Annotated in this window: 19 protein-coding genes, 1 tRNA gene and 1 riboswitch; of the genes, 5 read left to right on the top strand and 15 right to left on the bottom strand. The window is 69.5% G+C overall.

Features of this window, described 5'->3' with window-relative positions; translation table 11 throughout:
- The first annotated feature begins 60 nt into the window (after nt 1-60).
- Nucleotides 61-1281, top strand: coding sequence for an acetyl-CoA C-acetyltransferase (locus ABT063_RS29880; RefSeq protein ID WP_351062518.1), 1221 nt, complete (start codon nt 61-63; stop codon nt 1279-1281).
- Between the two features lie 275 nt (nt 1282-1556).
- A complete protein-coding gene (locus ABT063_RS29875) occupies nt 1557-2339 on the top strand; it encodes a hypothetical protein (protein WP_351062517.1) in 783 nt (260 codons plus the stop codon).
- A gap of 80 nt (nt 2340-2419) precedes the next feature.
- Here the strand turns inward: ABT063_RS29875 and ABT063_RS29870 are convergent, their stop codons facing one another.
- Complete coding sequence (locus ABT063_RS29870; RefSeq protein WP_351062516.1) at nt 2420-2731, bottom strand: hypothetical protein; 312 nt, start codon at nt 2729-2731, stop codon at nt 2420-2422.
- A gap of 104 nt (nt 2732-2835) precedes the next feature.
- Here ABT063_RS29870 and ABT063_RS29865 point away from each other — a divergent pair, with 104 nt between their 5' ends.
- Nucleotides 2836-3066 (top strand): DUF4287 domain-containing protein, encoded by a 231-nt coding sequence (locus ABT063_RS29865; RefSeq protein ID WP_109496416.1) that lies wholly within the window; start codon nt 2836-2838, stop codon nt 3064-3066.
- A 78-nt stretch (nt 3067-3144) separates the two neighbouring features.
- Here the strand turns inward: ABT063_RS29865 and ABT063_RS29860 are convergent, their stop codons facing one another.
- The 3 genes from ABT063_RS29860 to ABT063_RS29850 all read right to left on the bottom strand — a co-directional run bounded on the left by ABT063_RS29860 (nt 3145) and on the right by ABT063_RS29850 (nt 5651).
- The gene (locus tag ABT063_RS29860; RefSeq protein ID WP_351062515.1) at nt 3145-4041 is read right to left on the bottom strand and encodes a Bax inhibitor-1/YccA family protein; all 897 of its coding nucleotides are present in this window, start codon (nt 4039-4041) and stop codon (nt 3145-3147) included.
- Nucleotides 4042-4243: 202 nt separating this feature from the next.
- Nucleotides 4244-5419, bottom strand: coding sequence for a 4-hydroxybenzoate 3-monooxygenase (locus ABT063_RS29855; RefSeq protein ID WP_351062513.1), 1176 nt, complete (start codon nt 5417-5419; stop codon nt 4244-4246).
- A 148-nt stretch (nt 5420-5567) separates the two neighbouring features.
- Nucleotides 5568-5651 (bottom strand) — tRNA-Leu (locus tag ABT063_RS29850).
- 393 nt (nt 5652-6044) lie between these two features.
- Between ABT063_RS29850 and ABT063_RS29845 the strand changes: the two genes are divergently transcribed.
- Both ABT063_RS29845 and ABT063_RS29840 read left to right on the top strand, forming a co-directional pair.
- Nucleotides 6045-6815 carry an ABC transporter ATP-binding protein gene (locus ABT063_RS29845; protein WP_095753566.1) on the top strand — a complete coding sequence of 257 codons (771 nt, stop codon included), beginning with the start codon at nt 6045-6047 and terminating at the stop codon, nt 6813-6815.
- 59 nt (nt 6816-6874) lie between these two features.
- Nucleotides 6875-9403: an ABC transporter permease gene (locus ABT063_RS29840; RefSeq protein WP_351062511.1), complete on the top strand. Its 2529-nt coding sequence runs from the start codon at nt 6875-6877 to the stop codon at nt 9401-9403.
- Between the two features lie 56 nt (nt 9404-9459).
- Here the strand turns inward: ABT063_RS29840 and ABT063_RS29835 are convergent, their stop codons facing one another.
- The 11 genes from ABT063_RS29835 to ABT063_RS29785 all read right to left on the bottom strand — a co-directional run bounded on the left by ABT063_RS29835 (nt 9460) and on the right by ABT063_RS29785 (nt 21966).
- A complete protein-coding gene (locus tag ABT063_RS29835) occupies nt 9460-10761 on the bottom strand; it encodes a class I SAM-dependent methyltransferase (protein WP_351062509.1) in 1302 nt (433 codons plus the stop codon).
- Nucleotides 10762-11012: 251 nt separating this feature from the next.
- Nucleotides 11013-12410: an NAD(P)/FAD-dependent oxidoreductase gene (locus ABT063_RS29830; protein WP_351062508.1), complete on the bottom strand. Its 1398-nt coding sequence runs from the start codon at nt 12408-12410 to the stop codon at nt 11013-11015.
- A 465-nt stretch (nt 12411-12875) separates the two neighbouring features.
- The gene (locus ABT063_RS29825; protein WP_351062506.1) at nt 12876-13817 is read right to left on the bottom strand and encodes a Ppx/GppA phosphatase family protein; all 942 of its coding nucleotides are present in this window, start codon (nt 13815-13817) and stop codon (nt 12876-12878) included.
- A complete protein-coding gene (locus ABT063_RS29820; protein WP_351062505.1) occupies nt 13814-14359 on the bottom strand; it encodes a DUF501 domain-containing protein in 546 nt (181 codons plus the stop codon). Before ABT063_RS29820 ends, ABT063_RS29825 begins: the two co-directional genes overlap by 4 nt.
- A 21-nt stretch (nt 14360-14380) precedes the next feature.
- On the bottom strand, nt 14381-14857 hold the full coding sequence (locus tag ABT063_RS29815; RefSeq protein ID WP_351062504.1) for an FtsB family cell division protein: 477 nt from the start codon (nt 14855-14857) through the stop codon (nt 14381-14383).
- 120 nt (nt 14858-14977) lie between these two features.
- Complete coding sequence (gene eno / locus ABT063_RS29810; protein WP_351062502.1) at nt 14978-16267, bottom strand: phosphopyruvate hydratase; 1290 nt, start codon at nt 16265-16267, stop codon at nt 14978-14980.
- 333 nt (nt 16268-16600) lie between these two features.
- Nucleotides 16601-17293, bottom strand: a complete 693-nt coding sequence (locus tag ABT063_RS29805) for a transglycosylase family protein (RefSeq protein WP_351062500.1) — start codon at nt 17291-17293, stop codon at nt 16601-16603.
- A 4-nt stretch (nt 17294-17297) separates the two neighbouring features.
- A riboswitch (cyclic di-AMP (ydaO/yuaA leader) is annotated at nt 17298-17493 on the bottom strand.
- Between the two features lie 195 nt (nt 17494-17688).
- A complete protein-coding gene (locus tag ABT063_RS29800) occupies nt 17689-18708 on the bottom strand; it encodes a transglycosylase family protein (RefSeq protein ID WP_351062498.1) in 1020 nt (339 codons plus the stop codon).
- Nucleotides 18709-18859: 151 nt separating this feature from the next.
- Nucleotides 18860-20155, bottom strand: coding sequence for a cytochrome P450 family protein (locus tag ABT063_RS29795; protein WP_351062496.1), 1296 nt, complete (start codon nt 20153-20155; stop codon nt 18860-18862).
- The gene (locus tag ABT063_RS29790; protein WP_351062495.1) at nt 20152-21147 is read right to left on the bottom strand and encodes a nucleoside triphosphate pyrophosphohydrolase; all 996 of its coding nucleotides are present in this window, start codon (nt 21145-21147) and stop codon (nt 20152-20154) included. The genes ABT063_RS29795 and ABT063_RS29790 overlap by 4 nt, the downstream gene beginning before the upstream one ends.
- A 174-nt stretch (nt 21148-21321) precedes the next feature.
- Entirely contained in the window at nt 21322-21966 is a 645-nt protein-coding gene (locus ABT063_RS29785) for a SurA N-terminal domain-containing protein (RefSeq protein ID WP_351062493.1), read from the bottom strand.
- Nucleotides 21967-22135: the final 169 nt, after the last annotated feature.

Raw genomic sequence — 22135 nt, 5'->3', positions numbered from 1 at the left:
ATACGTACGGGTAACTTCCCAGACGACGCCCAACCCGCCCCGTACGCCAATGGAGCCGTGATGCCCGAAGCCGTGATCGTCTCGACCGCCCGCTCCCCCATCGGCCGCGCCGGCAAGGGCTCCCTCAAGGACCTGCGCCCGGACGACCTGACCGCCACGATCATCCAGGCGGCCCTCGCCAAGGTGCCCGAGCTGGACCCGAGGGACATCGACGACCTGATGCTCGGCTGCGGCCTGCCCGGCGGCGAGCAGGGCCACAACCTCGGCCGCATCGTCGCCGTACAGATGGGGATGGACCACCTCCCCGGCTGCACGATCACCCGCTACTGCAGCTCCTCCCTCCAGACCTCCCGCATGGCTCTGCACGCCATCAAGGCCGGCGAGGGCGACGTCTTCATCTCGGCCGGCGTGGAGATGGTCTCCCGCTTCGGCAAGGGCAGCTCCGACGGCCTCCCGGACACGCACAACCCCCTCTTCGCGGAGGCCGAGGCCCGCACCGCCGAGGTCGCCCAGCAGGAGGGCACGACCTGGCACGACCCCCGCGAGGACGGCCTCGTCCCCGACCCGTACATCGCGATGGGCCAGACCGCCGAGAACCTCGCCCGCGCCAAGGGCATCACCCGCCAGGACATGGACGAGTTCGGCGTCCGCTCGCAGAACCTCGCCGAGGAAGCCATCAAGAACGGCTTCTGGGAGCGCGAGATCACCCCGGTCACGACCCCCGACGGCACGGTGGTCGGCAAGGACGACGGCCCGCGCCCCGGCGTCACCATGGAGGGCGTCGCGGGCCTCAAGCCCGTCTTCCGCCCCGACGGCCTCGTCACCGCGGGCAACTGCTGCCCCCTGAACGACGGCGCCGCCGCGGTCGTCATCATGAGCGACACGAAGGCGCGCGAGCTCGGTCTCACCCCCCTCGCCCGCATCGTCTCCACCGGCGTCTCCGGCCTCTCCCCCGAGATCATGGGCCTCGGCCCGGTCGAGGCATCCCGGCAGGCCCTGCGCCGTGCGGGCCTGGCCATCGACGACATCGACCTGGTCGAGATCAACGAGGCGTTCGCCGCCCAGGTGATCCCCTCCTACCGCGAGCTCGGCATCGACCTCGACAAGCTGAACGTCAACGGCGGCGCCATCGCCGTAGGACACCCCTTCGGCATGACCGGCGCGCGCATCACCGGCACGCTCATCAACTCCCTCCAGTTCCACGACAAGCAGTTCGGCCTGGAGACGATGTGCGTCGGCGGCGGCCAGGGCATGGCGATGGTCATCGAGCGCCTCAGCTGAGCCCTTGACGTAGTCAACACTCCACCCAGCGTGACCCTTCGGCCCAGAACCCGGGAAACCCCAAGGTTCTGGGCCGATTTGTGATCCAATCTCCCCCAGGATGTGACCTATCTCCCTCGGAAAAGGGATCCATGCAGGTCAGGGCCACGTCAGCGGTAAACCCCAGACCCGAAGTCCTGTCCGTTTCGTGACGTTACGCACTGACAGCGGGTCGGTTCACCCTTCAAGCTGATGTAGGAAGTCGGGGGGTCGACTTTGAACCGGGAGTTACGTCAGTGAGCGCCATGCCGATCGCCTTGTTGGTCACCACGGCCGCCACGGGCGCCGTGGGCGTCGCCGTCCTGCGCACCCTCATGGTGCTGCGCCGACAGGTCGCCGCCCTGCACGCCGAGCTCGCCGAGAACAACGCCGCCGCCGCGCGGGGCCGCGTACCGGCCGCCCGCCACTCCGCCGACGCCGACGAGATACGTGCCGCCGTGGCCGAGGCGCTCGCCGAGGAACGCGAGCGCGAGCTCGCGGAGGCACGGGCGTTCTGGGCCGCCCAGGAGTCCCGTGGCGGCTCCGATACGCCCTCGCTGCTGGGCCTGGCCGACAGCGAACTGTTCCTGCCCCGGCAGGCCGATTTCGTGGGCCTGGAGCCGGTCGCCGAGCCCGGCGCGGACGCCGACGAGTTCGCCGGCGACTCCCCGGAACTGGCCGCGGCCCGCCGCCGCCATCCCTCCCACCCCGACTTCGTCCCGGTCGCGTCACCGGTCGCGAACGACCACGAACGCACGGTCGCCACGCTGGAGGAGCTCGCCGCTTCCCGGACCGAACTGGCCGACGTCCGCCCCGGCCCTCTGGGCACCCTCGACGTCTACGTCTTCGCCGACGGCACGACCCTGTGCATGACCCCGGGCCACCGCGAAACGGCAGAGCACCTGGCAGCGGCCCTGCGCGCGGGCGAGACGCCGATACTGCTGGGCGGCTCGGGCATCTCAGGCGCGTACACCCTGACGTTCGCGTGCGGCGAGGAGAACGTCTACATCTTGGCGGACAGGGTCATAGCGTCCCTTTAGGAGCGCGGGGCTGTATCGATTCGCGGCTCCGCCGCGTGGGCGCGACCAGCCACGACGAACTCGCACTCGCGTACGAACCGTCACACCCCCGCCCGCTTCTGCGCCTCCGCGACCAGGGCCAGCGCATCCTCGACCTCGGCGTCAGTCGAAATCACCGTCACCAAGTCATGCACAGCCACGGTGATCTGATCCGCGGCGGCAAACATCCCCGCATCCGGCATCACTCTGGGCTCCACCCCAGGCGCTTCCAAAAGCTGGGCCCGACGCGCCAACTCCCTGGCCAACTCCAGCGCTTCCGCCGCAGCCCCCCTTTGCAGCCGACTCTGAGGTGCGGCCCTCAAACGATCGGCAAAGTGATCCACGGCCCGGGTCAGACGCGTCGTATCCACCACGCCGCGAGCCTACGCTTCGCACCGAGACTGTTGCCAACAGGCGAACGCTCAGGCACGGTGACCTGAAGGACCGGCTTACATCCCCTTTGCGTCCGGAGGCGCCGATGTCCCACGTCCTCTCCGAGGAGACCCACCGCAACATGCTCGCCCGCATCCCCCACTGCACCGGTCGTGAAGTGTCCGACTGGCTGCGCACCGTCGAAGAAGGCCCGGCTCTCTTCCGCTTCGAGGAAAAGGTCAGCTGGCTCCGGCACGAACACAACCTCGCGTACGGCCACGCGAAGGCCATCGTCCACGAGTACGACCTGAGGAGGGCCGCGCGCAAATTCCTCTGAGCGCGCACACGACGAGGGGCCCCGGGCAGAAAGCCCGGGGCCCCTTCACGCGGTCCGTGCCGGAGCACGCGCCCCGCGTCAGTCGCTGCTGTTCAGGATCGCGATGATCCGGAGGAACTCCATGTAGATCCACACCAGCGTCAGCGTCAGGCCGAAGGCCGCCAGCCACGCCTCCTCGCGGGGAGCACCGTAGGCGATGCCGTCCTCGACCTGCTTGAAGTCCAGGGCGAGGAAGCACGCGCCGAGCAGGATGCCGACGACGCCGAAGATGATGCCGAGCGGGCCGCTGCGGAAGCCGAGGCCGTCACCGCCGCCGAAGACCGCGAACAGCAGGTTCACCATCATCAGCAGGATGAAGCCGAGCGCGGCCGCCATCACGAAACCGACGAACCGTCGGTTGACGCGGATCCAGCCCGCCTTGTACGCCACCAGGACACCGGCGAAGACCGCCAGGGTGCCGATCACCGCCTGCATGGCCGCACCACTCGCGATGCGGTTGTCGACGATGCTGGAGACGACCCCGAGGAACACGCCCTCGAAGGCGGCATACGACACGATCAGCGCGGGCGAGGCCTTGCGCTTGAAGGCCTGGACGAACGCCAGGACCATGCCGATCAGCGCGGCACCGATGCCGATGCCGTACGACCGGCTGATGTTCGCGTCGTCGACCGGCAGCAGCGCCCAGGCGAGCGCGGCCGTGACGACCAGGATGCCGAGTGTGGTGCCGGTTCGCAGGACGACGTCGTCGATCGTCATACGGCCGGTGGTGGCCGGGGCCTGCGGCGGTGCGCCGTGCTGCAGGTCCTGCTGCGCGTACGGGTTCTGCGCGTACGGGTTGCCCGCCTGCGGCTGCGCATACGGGTTGCCCTGCGTGCCTACAGCTGCGCCCCCGGCCTGCGGCGCGGTGTTGAAGCCCGCGTAGCCGTTGTCGCGGCTGAACCCCCGTCGCGAGAAGACCGGGTTGCTGCTCCTCATTTCACTCCTCCATGGCCACCCTGCGTGGCCTTGGCTCAAGAGTAATAGGTAGGCAAAGGATTGACCCTAGTGCTTGGGGAGGATCTTTCCCTCGTCGTGCTGCGCAACACGCTACGCGGACCTTTGATTCCCGGCATCGGAGGCCCCCCTTCGGGACCACGTTCATGACCGAGCCGGTACACGCCCGTCACCTGAATGCCCGTCACCCGAACGGAAAACCCGTGTACGCCTCGGCCAGGTCGGTCTCGGCGGCCCGGGAAGAGGCGATCCGCTCCAGGCGGGACAGCTGGAGGCGGTCCTCGAAGGGAGTGGCCTCGGGGGCGCGGTGCAGGAGCGTCGTCATGTCGTAGGAGAACCGCTCGGCCTGCCACACGCGGCGCAGGCAGGTCGCCGAGTAGGCGTCGAGCAGCTCCGGCGAGCCCGTCTCCCTCTCGTACGTCAGTGCCCTCGCGAACGTGACAACGTCCCCGACGGCGAGATTGAGGCCCTTCGCGCCCGTGGGCGGCACGATGTGCGCCGCGTCCCCGGCCAGGAACAAGCGGCCGTACCGCATGGGCTCGTGGACGTAGGAGCGCATCGGGGTGACGGACTTCTGGGTGATCGGGCCGCGCTCCAGCCGCCAGCCGTCGGCGGTCTCGAAGCGGCGCTCCAGCTCCGCCCAGATGGCCTCGTCGCTCCAGGTCTCGGCGTCGGTGTCCGCCGGCACCTGGAGGTAGAGACGGGAGACGGACGGGGAGCGCATGGACAGCAGGGCGAAGCCGCGGTCGTGGCGGGCGTAGACGAGCTCGTCGTGCGAGGGCGGCACGTCGGCGAGGATGCCGAGCCAGCCGAAGGGGTACGTACGTTCGAACACTTGGGTGAGGTCGGACGGGATCGCCTGTCGGGCGACGCCCCAGAAGCCGTCGCAGCCGACGACGTAGTCGCACTCCAGGACGTCCTCGCGGCCCGCGTGCCGGAAGCGGACGCGCGGGTGGCCGGTGTCCGCGTCCTCGACGGCCAGCGCCTCCGCCTCGAACAACAGCGGGCCGCCCTCCTTGAGCTGGAGGGCGATGAGGTCCTTGCAGACCTCGGTCTGGGCGTAGACCATCACCGACCGGCCGCCGGTGAGGGCGGGGAAGTCGACGCGGTGGCGCTTCCTGGCGAACCGGAGTTCGATGCCGTCGTGGCGCAGGCCCTCGCGGTCCATGCGTTCCCCGGCGCCGGCCGCGCGCAGCACGTCCACGGTGCCCTGCTCCAGGATTCCGGCCCGCTGCCGGTGCTCGACGTAGGCGCGGTCGCGGCTCTCCAGGACGACCGAGTCGATGCCCGCGTTGTGGAGCAGCCGGGCGAGGAGCAGGCCGGCGGGCCCGGCTCCGATGATGCCGACGGTGGTGCGCATCGACCAGCCTCTCTGTTCGCGTGGTGAAATTTACTTCACCAACTTCCTGACGTGAGTCTCCGACCGCATCCGCCCGCTGTCAACGGGTTGTGCGGTGAACTCTTCAATGCAGCGTGCAGGGAACGAAAGCCGCGAGAGGTGTCGAAAGTGCCCGGAGCCGGACTTGAACCGGCACGCCCGCGAAGGGGCAGCGAGGTTTAAGCTCGCCGTGTCTGCATTCCACCATCCGGGCAGGCCATGGGCGCCGCTTCGAGGTTCCGAGCCTATCGGGGCGCGTCCCCCGAACAGCGGGCGGGCGGACTGATGTTGTCTTATTTTATTGATGTCTGAGGGTGCATCAGCACACGGAACAGGCCATCCGCACTTGCCAATAGCCTTACGTGTGCCGCTCGGCCGTGTATGCGGAATGACGGAATTTCACCGCCCGAACGAGGGGGCTCCACCTGTTCTCCGCCTGGCCCCCCTTCAGGGGTGCCCGTCATCCCCAGGTATGACACGGCGGCGGGTGGTCCGCCGTGAGTCTGCCTTCGGAACCGGAACAGCGGCTGACTACACGGCGGTCCGCAGCCAGGACGATGGATGACGTCCCCCGACAACATCCGCGTCCTTCAGGAGTGCTCTTCTCGTGACCACCGCATCCATCGCCGGCCGGACCACCACCGTGGCCGCGCGTGCCACGGATCTGTCGAAGATCTACGGACAGGGCGAGACCCAGGTGGTCGCCCTCGACCGGGTCTCCATCGACTTCCAGCAGGCCGAGTTCACCGCGATCATGGGCCCCTCCGGGTCCGGCAAGTCCACCCTGATGCACTGCGTGGCCGGCCTGGACACCTTCTCCTCCGGCTCGGTGCGCATCGGCGACACCGAGCTCGGGTCCCTGAAGGACAAGCAGCTGACCAAGCTGCGCCGGGACAAGATCGGCTTCATCTTCCAGGCGTTCAACCTGCTGCCGACGCTGACGGCCCTGGAGAACATCACGCTCCCGATGGACATCGCGGGCCGTAAGCCGGACAAGCAGTGGCTGGATTCGGTCATCCGGATGGTGGGCCTGGCCGACCGGCTCGGTCACCGGCCCTCCCAGCTCTCCGGCGGCCAGCAGCAGCGCGTCGCCGTGGCCCGCGCTCTGGCCTCCCGGCCCGACATCATCTTCGGCGACGAGCCGACCGGAAACCTCGACTCGCGCTCGGGCGCCGAGGTCCTCGGCTTCCTGCGCAACTCCGTACGGGAGTTGGGGCAGACCGTGGTGATGGTGACCCACGACCCGGTGGCGGCGGCGTACGCGGACCGGGTGGTGTTCCTGGCGGACGGGCGGCTCGTCGACGAGGTGTACGGGCCGACCGCGGACGCGGTGCTGGACCGCATGAAGCAGTTCGACGCCAAGGGCCGCACCAGCTGACCCCCGGTCAGGGCCGCCAGGACCGCCAGGACTGACGAGAAGAACTGAGAAGAACACCCATGTTCCGTACCGCCTTGCGCAACGTACTCGCGCACAAGGCCCGGCTCCTGATGACCGTGCTCGCCGTGATGCTCGGCGTGGCCTTCGTGTCGGGGACCCTGGTCTTCACGAACACCATCTCCGAGGCCTACCAGAAGAGTTCGGCCAAGGGCTTCGACCAGGTCGACGTGGCCGTCGAGCCCGAGACCCAGGAGGACAAGGGCGACACCGTCGGCAAGACCGCCGAGCTGACGCAGGCGCTGCTCGACGAGAGCGCCAAGGTGCCCGGCGCCGCGTCCGCCGTCGGCGTCGTCAACGGCTTCACCGCGATCGCCGGCAAGGACGGCAAGCTGATCGGCGGCGGCTTCCAGTCGCAGGGCGGGAACTACTGGGGCACCAAGGACGCCCGGTATCCGCTGGTCAGCGGGCACGCCCCGAAGGGCGCGGGCGAGGTCCTCATCGACTCCAGGACCGCCGAGCGCGCCGGGTACGAGGTCGGCGACACCGTACGGCTCTCGGTGGACGGCCCGGTGCTCGACCCGAAGATCGTCGGCATCTTCACCACCGACGACGGCAATGTCGCGGCCGGCGGCAGCCTCGCCCTCTTCGACACGGCGACCGCGCAGAAGCTGTTCGGCAAGACGGGCACGTACGACGAGATCGCCGTCAAGGCGAAGGCCGGTGTCACACAGGCCGCGCTGCAGGCCGAGCTGGACAAGGCGCTGCCGAAGGACGCCGTGGAGACGACGACCGGGCAGGAACTCGCCGACAGCCAGGCGGAGATGATCTCCTCGCAGATGTCCGGACTGAAGCAGAGCCTGCTGGTCTTCGCGGGCATCTCGCTCTTCGTCGGTACGTTCATCATCGCCAACACCTTCACCATGCTGGTCGCCCAGCGCACCAAGGAACTGGCGCTGCTGCGGGCCGTGGGAGCCTCACGCCGGCAGGTCACCCGTTCCGTCCTCGTCGAGGCGTTCGTGGTCGGCACGGTCGCCGCGGTGACCGGCCTCGCCGCCGGCGTCGGCATCGGTGCGGGACTGCGGGCGCTGATGGGCACGTTCGACGCGGCCGTCCCGGACGGACCGCTGATCATCACGCCGGGCACGGTCGCCGCGGCCCTCGCCGTCGGCATCGTCATCACCATGCTGGCGGCCTGGCTGCCGGGCCGCCGGGCCGCGAAGATCCCGCCGGTCGCGGCGATGAGCAGCCTGCACGCGCAGGCGACGACCAAGTCGCTGGTGCTGCGCAACACGCTGGGCGCGCTGTTCTCGGGGGCCGGTATCGCGGTCATCCTCGCGGCGACGACGATGTCCGGCTCGGACGGCCAGGCCCCCATGGGCCTCGGCGCGGTCCTCCTCATCATCGGCGTCTTCATCCTCACCCCGCTGCTGTCCCGCCCGCTGATCGCGGCCGCGGCACCGGTCCTGCGCGTGTTCGGCGTCTCCGGCAAGCTGGCCCGCCAGAACTCCGTGCGCAATCCCCGCCGTACGGCCGCCACCGCCTCCGCGCTGATGATCGGCCTCACCCTGATCACCGGCATGACGGTGATGGCGGGCAGCCTGCAGAAGTCGATCGACAAGATGGCGGCGTCCGCGATCAAGGCGGACTACGTGGTGTCCATGGCGAACTTCAACGAGTTGTCGCCGGACGTCGAGAAGAAGCTGAAGCAGCTCGACGACGTCACCGCGACCAGCCCGCTGCGCAACGCTCCCTCGCGCATCGACGGCGAGACCGAGTACCTCACCGGCGTCACGGGCGGCGCGATCGGCGAGCTGACCGAGCTGAAGGTCGACGAGGGCTCCTTCAAGGTGGGCGGCGCGCAGGTGGTCGTGGACGCCGACACCGCCAAGCTGCACGACTGGAAGGCGGGTTCGAGCTTCACCGTCCACTACGAGGACGGCGAGAAGCAGAAGCTGACGGTCGCCGGGGTCTACGAGGGCAACGAGATGGTCCAGGGGATCCTCGTCGACAACACCGCCCTCTCCCCGCACCAGACGGACCCGGCCGACATGCAGGTCATGGTGAAGACGTCCGACGGGGCGTCGGGCGCGACGAAGGACCGGATCGAGAAGGCCCTCGGCTCCAACCCGGCCATCAAGGTGCAGGACAAGAAGGACCTCTCCAACGAGATCGCGCAGATGTTCACGCTGATGCTGAACATGGTCTACGGGCTGCTGGCGATGGCGGTGCTCGTCGCGGTCCTCGGCGTCATCAACACCCTGGCCATGTCGGTCTTCGAGCGCTCCCAAGAGATCGGCATGCTGCGCGCGATCGGCCTGGACCGCAAGGGCATCAAGCGGATGGTCCGCCTGGAGTCCCTGGTCATCTCGCTCTTCGGCGGGGTGCTGGGCATCGGCCTCGGCGTGTTCTTCGGCTGGGCGGCCGGTGAACTGATCGGCACGAGCATGGCGACGTACGAACTGGTCCTGCCGTGGGCCCGGATGGCCGTGTTCCTGCTGCTGGCCGCGACGGTGGGCGTCCTGGCGGCGCTGTGGCCGGCCCGGCGGGCGGCACGGCTGAACATGCTGGCGGCGATCAAGTCCGAGTAGGGGTGCGGCTACAAGGGGCCCGTTGCCGGACGGCGACGGGCCCCTTCCGCTGGTGCTCAGTTCCAGGTACGGGAGCGCAGGGGCATTCCCGAGTCGCCGGACTCCGGGGTCCTGATGGCGAGGACCTGGTTGACGCCGATGCGGCTGCGCTCGAAGGCGAGGGCGGAGGCGGCCATGTACAGCCGCCACACGCGGGCCCGGCCCGGGCTGGTGAGCCGCACGGCCCGGGCCCAGTCGGCCTCCAGGTTGGCGACCCAGCGGCGCAGGGTGAGGGCGTAGTGCTCGCGGATCGACTCGACGTCGCGGACCTCGAACCCGGCGCGTTCGAGCTGGGTGACGGTGGTGCCGACGGGGGCGAGTTCGCCGTCGGGGAAGACGTAGGCGTCGATGAACTCGTCGACCTGGTAGGCCGATTCGTCCCTCTCCGGGCGGCGGGCGATCTGGTGGTTGAGCAGCCGCCCACCGGGCTTGAGAAGGTGGTGGAGGTCGGTGGCGTACTCCAGGTACCGGTCGGCGCCGACGTGTTCGGCCATGCCGATGGAGGAGATCGCGTCGTACGGCCCGTCGGTGACATCCCGGTAGTCCTGTACGCGGATCTCGACCCGGTCGGTCAGTCCCTCGTCGGCGACGCGCTTGCGGGCGTACGCGGCCTGCTCCTGGGAGAGGGTGATGCCGACGACCCGCACGCCGTGCTCGCGGGCGGCGTGGATGGCCATGGAGCCCCAGCCGCAGCCGACGTCCAGCAGGCGCCGGCCGGGCTTCAGGTCGAGCTTGCGGGAGATGAGCTCGAGCTTGTCGCGCTGGGCTGTCTCGAGGGTGCCGCCTTCGGATTCCGGGGCCGGCCAGTAGGCGCAGGAGTACACCATGCTCGGGCCCAGGACGATCTCGTAGAAGTCGTTGCCGACGTCGTAGTGGTGGCTGATGGCGCGCTTGTCGCTGCGCTTGGTGTGCAGGTGGCGGCGGGGTCTGCGGACTTCCTCGCGGGGTGGGGCGGGCGGGAGCGGCGGGCCGGCGAGTGCGAACAGGCCGCGGGCGGCGGCGCGTACCTCGGGGTCGCGCAGGGCCTGGGTGAGGGTCCTGGCGTCCTCACCGCGCTCCCAGACGAGGCCCGCCATCAGGTCGAGGGCGGCGTAGAGGTCTCCTTCGATGTCCAGGTCTCCCGCGACCCAGGCGCGGGCGAGGCCCAGTTCGCCGGGCTTCCACAGGAGGCGGCGTACGGCCCTGCGGTTGCGTACGACGAGGGTCGGTGCGCCCGGCGGCCCCGCCTGCGAACCGTCCCAGGCGCGGATGCGCACCGGGAGCGGGGTTCCCAGCAACTGTTCGACGAGGCTCTTCAGCCGCGGGGCGGCGTGTGGCATGGCGTACACCTCCGTGACGGGGGGTCCCGAAATGTCCAACACCACGTAAACACCTGCGGGGCTGGGCCGCAGTCCCCTGTTCGCGTTACGGCTGGGCAAAATGCGTGCGCGGGGCACGGGGTTTGGGGCGCGTTTTGCCTGCCTGGGGGCGGAGCCCTCAGCAACCGTCACACCGGCTCCGGAAACGCCGAAGGGCCCCCCGCACCACGGATGGCAGGGAGCCCTTCGGTCAATTCAACCGCGCCGCCGCGTCAGGACGCCTTGGCCTGCTCGGCCTTCGGCTTCTCCTCCGCCTTGCTCGCGGCAGCGACCGGCGCCGGCTTGGCCGCCTCGTAGAACTCCTCGCGCGGAGTCTCCAGGGCGCCGAGGGCCACGACCTCGCGCTTGAGGAACATGCCGAGCGTCCAGTCGGCGAAGACGCGGATCTTGCGGTTCCAGGTCGGCATGGCCAGACCGTGGTAGCCACGGTGCATGTACCAGGCCAGGCGACCCTTCAGCTTGATCTTCATCTTGCCCATGACGATCATCGCGACGCCCTTGTGGAGGCCGAGCCCGGCCACCGCGCCCTTGTTGGCGTGCGAGTAGTCCTTCTGCGGGAAGCCCCGCATACCGGAGATCACGTTGTCGCCAAGCACCCGGGCCTGACGGAGCGCGTGCTGCGCGTTCGGCGGGCACCAGGCGTTCTCGTTGCCCGCCTTGCGGCCGACGAGGTCCGGCACCTGGGCGTTGTCGCCCGCGGCCCAGATGTAGTCCGTGCCCTTGACCTGGAGCGTGGGCTCGCAGTCGACGTGACCGCGGGGGCCGAGCGGCAGGCCGTAACGGGACAGTGCCGGGTTCGGCTTGACGCCCGCCGTCCAGACGATCGTGTTGGAGTCGACCTCGAGGCCGTTCTTCAGCACGACATGGCCGTCGACGCAGGAGTCCATGGAGGTGGAGAGGTAGACCTCGACCCCACGGGTCTCCAGGTGCTCCTTGCCGTACTGGCCGAGCTTGGGGCCGACCTCGGGAAGGATCTTGTCGGCGGCGTCGACGAGGATGAACCGCATGTCCTCGCGGGAGACGTTGTTGTAGTACTTCGCCGCGTCGCGAGCCATGTCCTCGACCTCGCCGATGGTCTCCGCACCCGCGAAGCCACCGCCGACGAAGACGAAGGTGAGCGCCTTGCGGCGGATCTCCTCGTCATTCGTGGAGTCGGCCTTGTCCAACTGCTCGAGGACGTGGTTGCGCAGACCGATGGCCTCCTCGATGCCCTTCATGCCGATGCCCTGCTCGGCGAGGCCGGGGATCGGGAAGGTGCGGGAGACCGCGCCGAGTGCGACGACCAGGTAGTCGAAGGGCAGCTCGTACGCCTCGCCGACCAGCGGGGCGATCGTGGCGACCTTGCGGTCCTGGTCGATGGTGGTGACCCGGCCGGTGAGGACCTCCGCCTTCGGAAGCACACGTCGCAGCGGGACGACGACGTGTCGGGGGGAGATGTTGCCGGCGGCGGTTTCGGGAAGGAAGGGCTGGTAGGTCATGTACGACCGGGGGTCGACGACCGTGACGGTCGCCTCGCCGTAGCGCATCTTCTTCATGATGCGCCGAGCTGCGTACAGGCCTACGTACCCACCGCCTACTACGAGGATCCTGGGACGCTCCGTGGTGCTCATGCCATCGAGTATCCACCCGCCTCAGGGGGGTCGCTCGTGCGCCCCTTCACAAGCTTGGGCGGGGTGTGTGCTATCCTCCGCGGCTCGCGTGATCCACGTCATGGCGGCGATCAGGAACCACCGTACAGGGCGGGCCGTTGTCAATGCCGCGTGAGCTGCCTCTCTGTCGGATCGGCCCCCCTGTGAGCCACCCTCGCCGGACCCTCGCGGATGCCTCCTGGAGCACCCTCCCGCACCCCTTCTGAACACGTTCAATGGCCTTCTGACCCCCCAGAAGGGTCAACCGGGCGCCTCGTGTGCTCATATAGGGCCGATTTCCTTGTGAAGAACTTCACGAACTTTTCCGGCGGCGCATCTCGGCCAGGTTGCCGAGGGGCCCCGAGGGCCCCTCGGACGCGCTCATACGTTGTGCCATCTGCTCAGCAGAGGGCCACTGGCCAGGAGTGACGGCTCGCGGAACGAGGCTTACGCCACCGACCACGCGATGCCGTCGAGGATGTCGTGCTCGCTCACCACGACCTCCTCCGCACCGATCCGGTCCATGATCGACAGGAGGACGAGGGCGCCCGCGGCGATCACGTCGACGCGGCCCGGATGCATGGAGGGGATGGCCGCGCGCTCGGCGTGGGTGGAGCGCAGGAGCCGGTCGGTGATCTCGCGGACCTTGTCGTACGGGACCCGGGAGTGGTGGATGGCCGTCGAGTCGTACTCGGGCAGGTTCTGCGCGATCGCCGAGACCGTCGTGACCGAGCCCGCCAGGCCCACCAGCGTGTGCGCCTCGCGCAGCGGGACCGTCTGCTCGGCGAGGTCGAGGGCCGCCTCGATGTCCGCCCGCATCGCCGCGATCTGCGCCTCGGACGGCGGGTCGCTGACGACCCCGTCCCGGACGAGATGCCGCTCGGTCATCCGGACACAGCCGACGTCGACCGAGCGCGCCGCGCGCACATGGTCGTCGCCGACGACGAACTCCGTCGAACCCCCGCCGATGTCCACGACCAGGAAGGGGCGGTGTTGGTCCTCCCGCCCTGTCAGCTCCTTCGTGGCGCCGGTGAAGGAGAACTCGGCCTCCTGGTCGCCGGTGATGACCTCGGGCTCGACCCCCAGGATGTCCAGCACGCCTCGTACGAACTCGTCCCGGTTCTCGGCGTCTCGGGAGGCGGAGGTCGCCACGAAACGCAGGCGCTCCGCGCCGTGCTCCTTGATGATCGCCGCATACTCGTGGCAGGCGGCGAAGGTGCGCTCCAGCGCCTCGGGGGCGAGCCGTCCGGTGCGGTCGACGCCCTGTCCGAGACGGACGATCATCATACGGCGGTCCAGGTCGACCAGTTCACCGGTCGCGGGCTGCGCGTCGGCGACGAGGAGACGGATGGAGTTCGTACCGCAGTCGACGGCGGCGACTCGGGTCACTGGGCCTCCCCCTGAACGGGCGTTTCCTGGACCGGCGTCACGCACGTCCCCTTGCGCCACCACTCCGGCAGCATCTCCAGCGCCTCGTCGCCCAGGGGGTTGACCCCGGGGCCGGCCGCCAGGGAGTGGGCGACCAGGACGTGTAGGCACTTCACCCGGTCCGGCATGCCGCCCGCGCTCGGGAAGCCCTTGAGCTCCTCGATCTCGTCGCGGCGCCGGATGTAGTCCTCGTGCGCGGCGCGGTAGGCGGCGGCGAGCACGGGGTCGGTCTCCAGCCGGGCCGTCATCTCCTTCATCACGCCGTTCGCCTCCAGCGTGCCGATCGCCGAGGAGGCCTTCGGGCACGTCAGGTAGTACAGCGTCGGGAAGGGCGTGCCGTCGGGCAGGCGCGGGGCCGTCTCGACGACGTCGGGCTGCCCGCACGGGCAACGGTGCGCGATGGCGCGCAGGCCGCGCGGCGGACGCCCGAGCTGCTGCTTGAAGGCCTCGACGTCCGCGTCGGTGGGCTCGGTGCGCGGGGTGGGCGGCGGGGGGGTTTCCATTCGTGTCTTTCTGTCATCCGTTCACTGGTCGGCGGCGTCGGACTTGTCGACCGCGTCCCAGACGTTCGAGTACCAGGGGCGGTCGGCCGCCCCCAGGTCGGCGCGCGACTGCTTGGCCGCGTCCGGGTCGATGACGATGTACCCCGTCTCCCCCGGCATCACATAGTGCAGCCGCTGCCGGATCCGCTGCTCGGCGTACGCGTCGTCCTGCCAGCGTGCCTTGAGGTCCCGCAGCCGTTCGACCCGCTCGGCGGCCTCTTCCTTCTCCCGCTGCAGATCGGAGATCTCGGCGCGCTGGGAGACGTACTGCCTTATGGGATAGGCCATGGCCACGATCAGCGTGCACAGCACCAGGGCGAGCAGCGCCGCCCGGCCGGTGAGCCGGGAGCGGCGGGCCTGCCGCTTGGTCTGCGAGCGGTAGACGCGGGCCGCGGTCTGCTCGCCGAGCAGCCGGATCCTGGTCGCGGTGGAGAAACGGTCCCGCTCCTTCACGGCCATGCCCCGCCTCCGTTCACCTTCATACGTGCGTACGTCCCCGGACACGGTACGGGACCGGGTACGGGGACGTACGTACGACTGGCTAAGGCTTAACCCCGTAAGGGTCAGCCCTTGCTGTGCTTAATGGTTCGCAGAGCGAAACCGCGGGAAGGCCGAGCGGCCCGCGTACACCGCCGCGTCGTCGAGGATCTCCTCGATGCGCAGCAGCTGGTTGTACTTGGCGACGCGCTCGGAGCGGGCCGGGGCGCCGGTCTTGATCTGGCCGCAGTTGGTGGCGACGGCGAGGTCGGCGATGGTGACGTCCTCGGTCTCGCCGGAGCGGTGGGACATCATGCACTTGAAGCCGTTGCGCTGGGCCATCTCGACGGCGTCCAGGGTCTCGGTCAGCGAGCCGATCTGGTTGACCTTGACCAGCAAGGCGTTGGCGGCGCCGTCCTCGATGCCGCGGGCCAGGCGCTCGGGGTTGGTGACGAACAGGTCGTCGCCGACGAGCTGGACCTTGTCACCGAGCTTGTCGGTGATGGTCTTCCAGCCCTCCCAGTCGTCCTCGAACAGCGGGTCCTCGATGGAGACGAGCGGGTAGGCCTCGACGAGCTCGGCGTAGTACTCGGTCATCTCGGCGGCCGTGCGCTCCTTGCCCTCGAAGCGGTAGGAGCCGTCCTTGTAGAACTCGGACGCGGCGACGTCGAGCGCGAGGGCGATCTGCTCGCCGGGGGTGTAGCCGGCCTCCTTGATCGCCTCGAGGATGAGGTCGAGGGCCTCGCGGTTGGAGCCGAGGTTCGGGGCGAAGCCGCCCTCGTCGCCGAGGCCGGTGGCCAGGCCCTTGCTCTTCAGGACCTTCTTGAGGGTGTGGTAGACCTCGGTGCCCCAGCGCAGCGCCTCGGAGAAGGTCTCCGCACCGATCGGGGCGATCATGAACTCCTGGATGTCCACGTTGGAGTCGGCGTGCGAGCCGCCGTTCAGGATGTTCATCATCGGAACGGGCAGCAGGTGCGCGTTCGGGCCGCCCAGGTAGCGGAACAGCGGCAGGTCGCTTGCCTCGGAGGCGGCGTGGGCGACGGCGAGCGAGACGCCGAGGATGGCGTTGGCGCCGAGGGAGCCCTTGTTGTCGGTGGCGTCCAGGTCGAACATCGCCTGGTCGATCAGGCGCTGCTCGGTGGCGTCGTAGCCGACCAGCTCCGGGCCGATCTGCTCGATGACGGCCAGGACGGCCTTCTCGACACCCTTGCCCTGGTAGCGGTTCGGGTCGCCGTCGCGGAGCTCGATGGCCTCGAAGGCACCGGTGGAGGCGCCGGACGGGACGGCGGCACGACCCGTGCTGCCGTCGTCGAGGCCGACCTCGACCTCGACCGTGGGATTGCCTCGGGAGTCCAGGATTTCCCGGGCTACGACGACGTCGATGGACGGCACGAGCATCTCCTTCTTCAATGTGACGCGGGTCAGCAGGACCGCGGTGGGTTCTGCGAGACGAGCCTAACCGGCTCCGGGGCATCGGCCAGCCGGTCACCCACCCGTTGGGCAGAACCGAGAGTAAATTGTTTCCGAACGGAACAAAGAGTGGGTACGAAGGGCACGCCAAAAGAGGGCACGCCGAGAGGCAGGCATGAAAAACCCCGCCCCGGTGCGTACGGGGGAAGACGCACCGGGGCGGGGGGCCCGTGGGGACGGGGGGCGGCCCTCACGCGGCCTCCACAATGGAGCTCACGTATATGAGGGCGCTGTGGTTCAGCTACCTGCCCGCTGTCACTTCAGGTGGAGCTGCTGACCCGGGTAGATGAGGTCGGCTTCCTCGACGATGTCCTTGTTCAGCTCGAACAGCTTCTCCCAGCCGCCCTTGACGTCGTGCGCCTCGGCGATGGAGCTGAGGGTGTCGCCCGTGACGACCTTGTACTCGCCGTCGCCCTTCTTGACCTTCTTGCCGGTCGGGGTGGTGACGGTCTTCTTGGCGGCCGGACGCTCGGCGGAACGCGAGGCCGGCTGCTCGGACGAACGGGTGCTGGTCTCCGAGGAGCCGCTGTTCGAGGAGGAACCGCTGTCGGACGAGGCGCTGCCGCCGCTGTAGCCGGCGCTCGACAGGCCCTTGCCGCAGACCGGCCAGGCACCCTTGCCCTGGCCCGCGAGGACCTTCTCGGCGATCTCGATCTGCTGGGCCTTGGTGGCCTGGTCGGCGGTGGAGGCGTACTGCGTGCCGCCGTACCCGGCCCAGGTGGAGGCGGAGAACTGCAGACCGCCGTAGTAGCCGTTGCCGGTGTTGATGGACCAGTTGCCGCCGGACTCGCACTGGGCGACGGTGTCCCACTCGGAGGCGGTGGCGGCGGAGGCGTTGCCGGCCACCATCAGCGGGGCGGCGACGGCCGCGCCGGTGACACCGGCGATGGCGATGGCCCGAGTGGCCTTGGACGGACGACGGTGCTTGCCCTTGCCGGAAAACAGCATGGATGGATCCCCTCACCGACGCCTACGAGGTGAGCTGTCGGGTTCGGGCCGGTTGAGTTGCCCGGTCGTGTCACGCACATGGTGTGCGCGGCACGGCTTAACCCCAAGCCGGTGCCGGCCGCGAGCCCCCGAAGGGCCTCAACTGCCGGACCCGGCGCTTACCTTGGGTCCCCCGCTCCTGCCTACGGCGCTTGACGCGACGACTGTTCCCATGCGGCCGCTGGCAGGATTCGGCGTTGCGGCAGCCGGGGCTCACGGTGGCGAGCGGTCCTGACCGTAGACACGCGATCCGCCGAATTTCAAAGACGATCAGGGCTTCTGAGACTCATCCCACACTTTCATCAAACCGGACATTCGGTGGCGAAATGTGACGCGAACTCCCGTCACCTTTCGCCTTATTCGGCACCGACTTCAAGGGTCTGACCGGGGACGATATGACTGGGATCAACACCGATCGCCTCTTTGTTCTCGTCGTAGAGCGCACGCCACCCGCCTTGGAGGCCAAGGGAGTCGGCGATGGACGCGAGAGTGTCTCCGGGGCGGACGGTGTACGAGTCGCCGCGGGCGGCGTGGCGGCCGGTGGAGTTGCCGGTGGCGCCGGTGTCGGCGGGGCTCTCGTCGGCACTGCCGCCGCGGTGTCGGCCGCCACTGAGTGCCCCCGTGTCGACCAGGCCCGAAAAGCCGCCCTCTTGCCAGGAGTTGCCCGAGTCGCCCTCATTCGTCTGGCCTGTGGAGGGGCTGCCGGATTCCCGTGAGGCGGAGGAGTTGGAATCGGGGGATGTGTCCGACTTGGCCGAGTTGTCCGTCGCCTTCGACGGATCCGACGGGATGTCAGGGGGAGTGTCGGACGGAGTGGGTGACGTGGACGGCGAAGGGGAGGAGGCGTCCGCGGACGAGTCCGCCGACGAATCCGAGCCGAACAATCCGGACGAGTCGGATGAGTCGGTCGATCCGGATGAGCCGGTCGAGTTGGACAGTCCCGTCGAGCCCGACGCACCCGCGTCGCCCGCCACGCCCGTGTCGACGTCGGCCGAGCCGGAGTCCTTGTCGAGTCCGTTGAGCAGGCCGCAGGTGGACCAGTAGCCCACACCCTTGTCCGCGAGGATCTTCTCGGCGACGGCTATCTGCTGGGAGCGGCTGGCCTGGTCGGCGCGCGAGGCGTAGTCGAGGCCGCCGTACTGATCCCAGTCCTCCTGGGTGATCTCGAGGCCGCCGTACTTCCCGTCGCCGTTGTTCTCACTCCAAGACCCGCCGGTCTTGCAGTCCGCGACCTGGTCCCACGTCGTGCCGCTGGCCGCGCTCGCGCCGGTGGCGCCGAGGAGCGGGATCGCGATGGCGGAGCCGGTCACCCCGGCCGCGACGAGGAGTGCCGGAGCCTGGCGGGGGCGACGGTGACGACCGTTCCCGGAGAGCATGCGGATACCTTTCGCGAGACAGCTGTGACCGGTGCGGCGGGTGGGGCTCGGGTGCCGCGCTGATCCGTGAACGTATAGGCAGTCGATCACTTGTCACAAGTTAATGCCGCGCAGATCACGTGAAGATCACAGACTTGAGGGCGTGTCACCTTTACGCAGGTGAGAGCAGTCGACCACGGGGCGTGAAATCGACCGGCAACGTGCGCAGCCCACGCATGATGAGGCCTCCTCTCCAGCGCAAATCGGCTGAATCCACCGCGAGTCGCAGGTCCGGCAGTCGGGTGAGCAGTGTGGCGAGAGCGGTCTGGCCCTCCAGACGGGCGAGGGGGGCGCCGAGGCAGTAGTGGATGCCGTGGCCGTATCCGAGGTGCTGGTTGTCGCGGCGGGAGAGGTCGAGAACGTCGGGGTCGGCGAACCGCTCCGGATCCCGGTCCGCGGCGGCCAGGACGACGAGGACGGGGTCGCCGGAGGCGATGTCCTGCCCGCCGATGCTGAGCGGCCGGGTGGCGAACCGCCAGGTGGCGAGCTCCACGGGGCCGTCGTAGCGCAGGAGTTCCTCGACGCCGGTCTCCAGGAGGGCGCGTTCGCCGGCCGCCAGAGACGTCTGGAGGCGGGCGCGCTGGTCGGGGTGGGTGAGGAGGGCGTAGGTGCCGTTGCCGATCAGATTGACGGTGGTCTCGAACCCGGCGAACAGGAGGATGAAGGCCATGGCGGCGGCCTCGTTCTCGGTGAGGTGCTCGCCGTGGTCGGAGGCGCGGATGAGGCCGGAGATGAGGTCCTCGCCGGGGGTGGCGGTCTCCGGGAGGGCTTCGCGCTTGCGGTGGATGAGGTCGGCGAGATAGCCGCGCATCTTCTTCACCGACCGCGCGACGCCTCCGCGCGGGCCTCCGCCGTGCCGGATCATCATCCCCGCCCAGTCCCGGAAGTCGTCCTGGTCCTCGCGCGGGACACCGAGCAGGTCGCAGATGGCGTAGATGGGGAGGGGGAAGGCGAACTCGTGGATGAGGTCGGCGCTCCCCTTCTCCACGAACTGGTCGATGAGATGGTCCGTCAACTCCTGCACGCGGGGTGCGAACTCGGCGACCCGACGGGGCGTGAAGGCCTTGCTGACGAGCCGACGGAGCCGGGTGTGGTCCGGCGGGTCGATGTTGAGCAGATGGGTCATCAACTCGGCCTTGCGCTCACCGGGGATGCCGGTCTTGCCCTTGGCGTGCGCGGGCTCGTCATGATGCGCCGGGTTCTTGGAGAGCCGCGGGTCGGCCAGGGCCTGCTTGGCGTCGGCGTAACGGGTGACCAGCCAGGCCTCCACACCGCTGGGCAGCTTCGTCCGGTGGACGGGGGCGTGCTCGCGGAGCCAGGCGTATGCCGGGTACGGGTTGGTGGCGAACTCCCAGGTGAAGAGGTCGGGGGCGGTGGGGATCGGGGTGGGGGCGGGCTGGTCGGTCACTCCTCGAGCCCTTCAGCTGCCCGCACGGCGTCGCGGTAGGCCCGCGCGGCGCTGCGCAACGCCGCCTCCGGGTCCAGGCCGGCCGCCTCCGCCCGGACCGCCAGAGCCAGCAACTCGTATCCGATGCCCTCCCCCGCCGGCAGTGGCACTTCCAGTCCCGCCGTCCGCACCCGCGACGCCAGCTTCGCCGCCAGCGCGAGGCCCGGCTGGCCGAGGGGGACGCCGTCCGTGACCGAGGTGCGCTGCTTTTCCACCGCCTTGGTGCGCAGCCAGTGCTCCTTGACCTCCTCGGGGGTGGTCGCCGTCTCGTCGCCGAAGACATGCGGGTGGCGGTGGATCAGCTTGGTGACGATGCCGCCGGCCACGTCGTCGATGGAGAAAGGAGTGTCGGGGTCCTCCTCGGCGATACGGGCGTGGAAGACGACCTGGAGTAGGACGTCGCCGAGCTCCTCGCGCAGCTCGTCGCGGTCCCCCTCCTCGATCGCCTCGACGAGTTCGTACGCCTCCTCGATGCCGTACTTCGCCAGGCCCTTGTGGGTCTGCTGGGAGGACCAGGGGCACTCGGCTCGGATGCGGTCCATGACCTGGACGAGGTCGAGGAGACGGGCACCCGGCAGGTCGTAGGAGGCGGGGAGCAGCTCCAGCTCCGGCATGTGGACGCGGCCGGAGCCCGCGAGGCGTGCCAGGCCGTCCGTGAGGGCCGGCTCGCCCTCGCCGGTCGCCACGACGACCACGGTCCTGCCGCCGGCGCACACGTCGACCAGCTCCTCGGCCGTCGGCGACGCCTCCTCGACGGCTGTCCCCGCCTCACGCAGATACGGCAGCTGCGGGTGCGCGCCGTCCGCGCACAGCACGCGGTCGGCGGCGTGCAGGGCCTGCCAGGCGGGCCAGGACAGCAGGCCGGGCGCGACGCGGTGGCTGGTGGTGAGCAGGACGATGCGGCCGGGGGCGGCTTCGGGGCTGGTCGTGGCTCCGGGGCTGGTTGCGTTCACGGTTCGAAGCTAACGCACGCCGCCGACGGCCTCGCGGGTTGTCCACAGGCCGGGTGTCCACAGGCCGGGTGTCCACAGGCCGGGTGTCCACAGGCCGGGTGTCCACAGGCACGGTTGTCCACAGACCCATGGGCCTGCAGACGCTGGGCCCGCAGAGGATGGCTCGCCGTACCGCTACGCCGTCTGCCGCGTCCCCGGCGCCGTGACCTCCCGTACCCACGGTGTCTTCGCGTCGACGCGGCTGCTCTTCTGGACGTCCCAGCTGCCGTAGCGCGGGTTGAGGTCGACGTCGAGGTCCTTGGAGGCCTTGGCCAGGGCGTTCCAGAAGGCGGGATCGGCGGTGTCGGTGCCGAGCTTGGCGGCGAGTTTCTGGGCCTCCAGCTGGAGCCGGAGGTTCTCGTCGAGGCGCTCGGGGGCGATGCCGTACTCCTGGAGCCAGGCCGCCTCCAGTGCCTTGGCACCGCCGGTCTGCTCCTCCAGGGCGGAGCGCATCTGCTGGAGCTCCTTGCGGCTGACGGTCACCCCCGCGTCCTGGGCGGCGCGGTGCAGCACCCGGTCGAGGACCATGTTGTGCAGGGTGTCGCGGGTGAGGGTGCCGGTCTTGGCGATGGCCTGCTCGTACTGTGCCTCGTCCGGGACCGCCGCGCGCTGTGCCTCGCGCACCTCGGTCACCCGGGTCTCCAGCTGGGAGACGGTGATCCGCTGGCCTCCGACGACGGCCGCCGCGCCCGGATGCGCATCGTTTCCGCAGGCGGCGAGGAGGGGGGCCGCGACGATCGCGGCAGAGAGGAGGAGCGCGGTGCGACGGCGGCGGTGCAAGGGGACCTCCCGAGGAGATTGTGCGTCAGTGCACAAGGTCTTGCGGTGATCGATGGTAGGCAGTGACCAAGCTCTGGCCAACCCATTCGACCAACGATTCGCCAGGACTTCTGGCACCGCCGCGCCACCCGCACGGCCGTCACTGGCGCATCCGGCCCCTTCCACCCCC

This window comes from Streptomyces sp. NPDC002838 (assembly GCF_040295365.1).
GTDB lineage: Bacteria > Actinomycetota > Actinomycetes > Streptomycetales > Streptomycetaceae > Streptomyces.
This window is presented reverse-complemented; position numbering and strand designations above follow the sequence as displayed.